Annotated in this window: 4 protein-coding genes and 1 pseudogene; all 5 read right to left on the reverse strand. The window is 43.9% G+C overall.

Features of this window, described 5'->3' with window-relative positions; all coding sequences use genetic code 11:
- Positions 1–251 precede the first annotated feature (251 nt).
- A complete protein-coding gene (locus F6K20_RS23180; protein WP_502708865.1) occupies positions 252–1,487 on the reverse strand; it encodes a hypothetical protein in 1,236 nt (411 codons plus the stop codon).
- A 66-nt stretch (positions 1,488–1,553) separates the two neighbouring features.
- On the reverse strand, positions 1,554–3,647 hold the full coding sequence (locus tag F6K20_RS23185) for a CHASE2 domain-containing protein (protein ID WP_287296173.1): 2,094 nt from the start codon (positions 3,645–3,647) through the stop codon (positions 1,554–1,556).
- Positions 3,593–3,853: a hypothetical protein gene (locus F6K20_RS23190; protein ID WP_287296175.1), complete on the reverse strand. Its 261-nt coding sequence runs from the start codon at positions 3,851–3,853 to the stop codon at positions 3,593–3,595. Before F6K20_RS23190 ends, F6K20_RS23185 begins: the two co-directional genes overlap by 55 nt.
- Positions 3,854–3,990: 137 nt before the next feature.
- Positions 3,991–4,905, reverse strand: a complete 915-nt coding sequence (locus F6K20_RS23195) for a DUF1822 family protein (protein ID WP_287267524.1) — start codon at positions 4,903–4,905, stop codon at positions 3,991–3,993.
- Positions 4,902–5,223 (reverse strand): annotated as a pseudogene (locus tag F6K20_RS23200) (sigma-70 family RNA polymerase sigma factor); the annotation flags it as partial. The gene F6K20_RS23195 and the pseudogene F6K20_RS23200, both read right to left, overlap by 4 nt.

Below are 5,223 nucleotides of genomic sequence, written 5' to 3' on the forward strand. Positions count from 1 at the left end.
TAGAGTTGGGAGTTGGGAGTTGGGAGTTGGGAGTTGGGAGTTGGGAGTTGGGAGTTGGGAGTAGACAATTCTCCCTGCTCCCTGTTCCCTGTTTCAATATTTAATATTATATCAGGATAATTACTCATAAAACACCATTACCCTTGAAACCTTACTCCTTTACTTCTCCCTTCTTCCTTCTTACCTCTGCCTTCCTTTCGCGCCTTGTGTAAGTATTCAACCGGACATGATCTAATCCCTGAGAAATAACCTTAATCCACTACGGAATCTTGGCAAGCGCCACAATGTTTACAGTAAGGTAAATATTTGTAAGTAATATTGTGGCAACTTTGGCATTCAACATATTGATAATAACCGCAGTGGGGACAGTAGTGATCATCGGGTTTAATTTTCTTGGCACAATTGATGCAGAGTAATTTTTTGACTCTGCTAGCTGCCTGAAGTTTAGGATTAAATACAATTTTTTGAAAAAACTTGATAATTCCAAAACCAATCAATGGAATAAACAAGATATAAACATAACTGACTAGGAAAAGTAACCTGCCGAAAATTTCACTAATTATATCAAAGATAAATTGAAAGATAGCGCCAACTTGAAGGAACTCAAAGATTCTAAAGATTAGGGGTATAAAAAATATTACCAGCAAATGCCAGCTAATCAGCGCGATCAGTCCATATCCTCTTCGTTGAGTAAATTTATGAATGGATAGGGCGATAAAAATCAGCGGCAGCAGAAAGAGCGATTGAAAAGCAAATTGGATACTTGGATACCAGAAAGATGCCTGTTGATAGTTTTTGCGGATTGTCTTAAATTTATTCTCATCCTTAATAAAATCTATAAAACTAACACTTTCCGGTCTGGAAAGCAGTTCATTTTTAAGATTATTAATTTCCTGTTGAAGTCTAGAAATATTACGATTATTTTGCTCTAACTTTTGTTTGGCTTGTTCAGCACTGACTTGATTAATTGATTGCTGACGAGATTGACCGGCAATTTTTTCTAAGAGTGTGGAATCATATTGTTCACGAATGGTGTTATTAGCCCGTTTAATGGTACTTATTTTTGATTGTTTTTGGTTAATAGCTTTTTCAGTTTTCTGGTTTTCGGGATTGTTAATCTTATCTTTGTATTCTGCATACTTCAAACAGGTTGTAAAAACTTTACCCAGATGTCCTTCTTCAGCTTGTTGATAGGATTGTTTAAAACTAGTTGATCCCAATGAACGGCTAATAATGTTATAGTCTTTATCTTGATCAGTTTGTCTACGGTAATTGTTCCACTGGTAATAACATGGATAAGTCTGAGCAGGACTCATCGGCCATGTGCTAATATCATTCAGTCCTGTAAACACATTGATTAAGATAAAAATATCAATCACCACAATCACAATCAAACTCACTTTGTTCAGTGGTTCGTTGCTGAGTGTCCTGGACTTACTTAAAAATTTACTTAAAAATTTACTTAAAATACGGTATATTCTGGCCATAATATTCAGTTTGTATAAATTTTTTTATCAAACAATTTATAACTGGTATAAATAATTATAGGATTTTTATACAGATAAAAATCCTATAATTATACCATCCAGAGCTAAGGGAGTGATCCCTCCAAGTGGTTTCCGGTAAACCACCACAATTACACTAGTGGCTACCAATGCTAAGGCTGATGGCACCAGAGGTACCCATACTCCTAAAGTAAATAGACCAAAGCATAGGAGATATAAAACCCCTGTCGCTGTGACCGTAGCGAGTCCCCAATACAGTATTCGACCATAGCGCCAGGCAATGGTAGCACCAATGATTGACCAAGCCCAAACCCAGAACAGGTCTCCCCAGACCGACCACACCGATAATAATGGACGCTCACCGAGGCCAGCACTGATCATCTGACTGACCATCTGAGCCTGAAGAATTACCCCTGGCATTTCTTGGTATGGCCACTCCAGGGCACTGTAGGGGGTAAGATGGTAATCCTTGGCAATCCTTGCAGTTATTCCGATCAGAACAATTTTGTCTTTGACCCACTCTGGTTTGACCTTACCCTCTAGCACCTCTGTGACAGTGACTCGTCGGGCTACAGTTTTCCGGTAATTGAGTAACACCTGGAACCCCCGATAATCACGATTGTGGTAACCCCCAGCATTAGCTGACAACTCTGTTAAGACAGTCTTACCCAAGCGTATTTTATTCATAGCAATGGTTTTTGCTTTGATTCGGTCTTGGGCTAAGTAATGCAATGCGACCCTAGCACTGAAGGAGTGGTCGGTGGCACAGGGGTCATCGTGGTAGGGATGCATAAATACAAGATGCCTACGGATAATGCCATCAGGGTCAGCCATGATATTGCTAAAACCAAGGCGGGATTCTGGCACCCCAGAGGGAGGTTTGATGCCTGAGTTTTTGGGGTTGTTAGCTTCCCTAGCGCTACACAGGGCAATGAATTTCTGATTTTGCTGTAACTGACGGCTCAATGCCTGGTGACCAGGTTCTCTAGGACGTTCGCGAAAGATATCTAAGCCAATCATTCGCGGTTGATCAGACTCTAGCTTGTCTAGGACTTGGGCTAGGGTTTGATCTGGGAGGGGATAGCCATAGCGCATGATCTCAGCATCTGTGGCTTCAACCACCAGCAAACGGGTGTCTACCCCTGGATTAGGTCGTAGCCGCATCAGCTGGTCAAATGCCTTTAGTTCCCAAAGCTGCAGCATTCCCAGCTGCCGGATCACCATGACTAAAATAGTAACCACCACACTGACGATCAGGGCCGATTGGAGCAGGTGGCGCTGGTGATTGCCACGCAACTGTTGCCAGGTTGGGGGTATGGCAGCGGGATTTTGACAAATCACTGGCAACCAACTGGCACAGGGACATTGATCTTCCAAACCTTGCAGTTTTTTCCGGGCTTCTTGCACTGCTAGATACAAGGACTTACCACTAGCAAAGGCTTTGAGAAAATATTGCAAAAACTGCTGTGCTACCAGATCCGGTACGGGCTCCCGCATAATAATCATGTGGGGAATGTGCAGCTGTTCTAGCTCATTGGCTAATCCTAAGCCATCACAAGAATTAAAAATTGCTAGGGACAACCCCCTTTCTATGGCTTTTTTGAGGGCTTCTCTGAGTTCGTCAATGGTTAAGCTATCGGTCTGATTGATATGAATCCGACCCCTTCCTGCCTCGGTTTCACTATGACCTGCGAAAAACAGAATATCCCAAGGTTGCTCCCACAGGGCTTCGTTGAGCTTCTGCCGTGGTTCTTCTACCAGAAAGGTAATGTCTGCAAAGGGTAAATTCTCTAATAATTGTCGGTCTTGTTGGATATTAATCCCTTCGCTATTGCCCAAAATCGCTAGAATTCTAACCTTGTGTCGATCACGGCTTTGGTTCGATTTGCCTGGTTGTTCATACTCTGGAGTACTTAGGGCAATTTCTGCTTGGTGGTAACGCTCTAAAAAGTCCCACTGATGCCAAGGAAGCTGCCTGAGCTGGGGATTTTTGGTACGAATCAGCACCCGGACTTCTTCGGTAGTGCCCACTTTTTCCAACCACTTTTCCCGCAGTGGACTAAATAACTCTGACTTCAGCCACCGATTTAAGCGATCGCATAATCCCTGACTCTGGTTGTTGATGGAACCACCGATTGCCACTCGTTTGATTTTGATTGCCCGCAAAGAGCTCCCCAGACTGCGATAGGTGACCGCCACTCGTGATAGTGGTTGACTAGATTGGGTGCTGGAGGCAATCTGCCAGTAAGTTCTGTTTCCGGACCTTCGCCTTCTGAGCCAATTTCCAGAGTGACCCGAAAACCTTCCTCAAAATCCCCATCCAGCTTAAGAGTTACTAGCTTTGCCATTGGCTTAGTTTTTTAACGGTTGACGGTTGACGGTTTACTGTCAACCGTCAAAAATCAGTATTTTGTCTAATGTTATTCCTAGTTATAGCGCGTACTGAATAGGGAACAGGGAATCGGGAACAGCGGATTTGGGAATTTCAGATCACAAACTCTTCGATCACACTGGCATTATCCAGAGCAACCTTGACACTGAAACGGTCTCCGGCTTCGCAACTAAAATCCAATTGAATGGCTTGATCCTGGTTTCTGGCTTGGGCATTGATCAGCATTTCTTGCTCCTCATCTAGCAAGAGCAACTGCAGATTGGGGGGTAGATAGGTTTGACCATTGATGGGATTGAGTTGTAGGAGAACATTCAGCTTCGTTTCGGATTCTGGGGTGAGTTCCACAACCAGAGCCACCCCTTGATTAGGTTTGCCCCATTCAATCTGTTTACATCGCTTAATGGTCTGAGACTTGGTTCTAAAGGCGAAAGCTGGCTGAGAACCTTGGTTACCTAAAAGGGTTTCCAAACTCTGCCAACCTGCTTCAAAGATATGCTCCAACCATTGACTGAGTTGTGTCATAGGTTGAAATTGATCGAGGTAGGCTGGTAAATCTTTAAGCGATCGCAATTGGTGGATGACTAATTCACCGGTTTCCGAAGTTGCGGAAAATCCCAGCAGCGTGGCTTCAGTATGGTCTTGATCAATCTCAACGACTACATAGCCAATCCGGTTAAATCTTACCTCCTGGGGAATGGGACAAGTCAAATCACCGGGTTTGACAGGCCGACATTCCAAGCGCCCCAAACCGGTTACCCTCAGGTCAGCCACATTTTCAGCCAAGCCCACTACTGAATTCCAGCTATCCCCTGCGGTTAGGTCAGTGGGAATACCCAGAATCCGTAAGTAGTTATTCACCGCACACACTGCCAGGGTGTTGAGATAGACTTGTTCAGCCTTTTGCGTGGTGGGTTGGTACTGAGCAAACTGCTGGGCTATCTCTAGGGCCGACTGGGTAATCGGCATGGGGATTGACCAATCTGCTAGCATGTTGGCGTTGTGTCTCATGATTTTTTCCTAGGTTGGGGTTTTGTGGTGCTTTTCGAGCTACCAGTCTTTGACTTTTCTTCTATATATCCCTGGCATACACCGAATTTTCGCAACAGGGGTAAGCATTTACGGTTATAGAATTTGGGCAAATCTTTAGCTTCTGGTGGGGTTAGCTTAAATTCTGCTGCAATCGTTTTCCAAGGCTGATCAGGAGGGAGTCGCCGCTGGATTAGGACTTGGGCATTAATCTCAGGGCGTTTCCTAAAGCAAGTCTGACGTAATACTCCGTCTGGGTCTGTCTTAACCCAATCCAAGGTTTTTTGCCATATTTTCATA

This window comes from Moorena sp. SIO2C4 (genome assembly GCF_010672485.1).
Lineage (GTDB): Bacteria > Cyanobacteriota > Cyanobacteriia > Cyanobacteriales > Coleofasciculaceae > Moorena > Moorena producens.

Bases quoted from the DNA above. Each gene is read 5' to 3' on its own strand.
- F6K20_RS23180 (WP_502708865.1), bottom strand. From the start codon at position 1,487: ATGGCCAGAATATACCGTATTTTAAGTAAATTTTTAAGTAAATTTTTA.
- F6K20_RS23190 (WP_287296175.1), bottom strand. From the start codon at position 3,853: ATGGCAAAGCTAGTAACTCTTAAGCTGGATGGGGATTTTGAGGAAGGT.
- F6K20_RS23195 (WP_287267524.1), bottom strand. From the start codon at position 4,905: ATGAGACACAACGCCAACATGCTAGCAGATTGGTCAATCCCCATGCCG.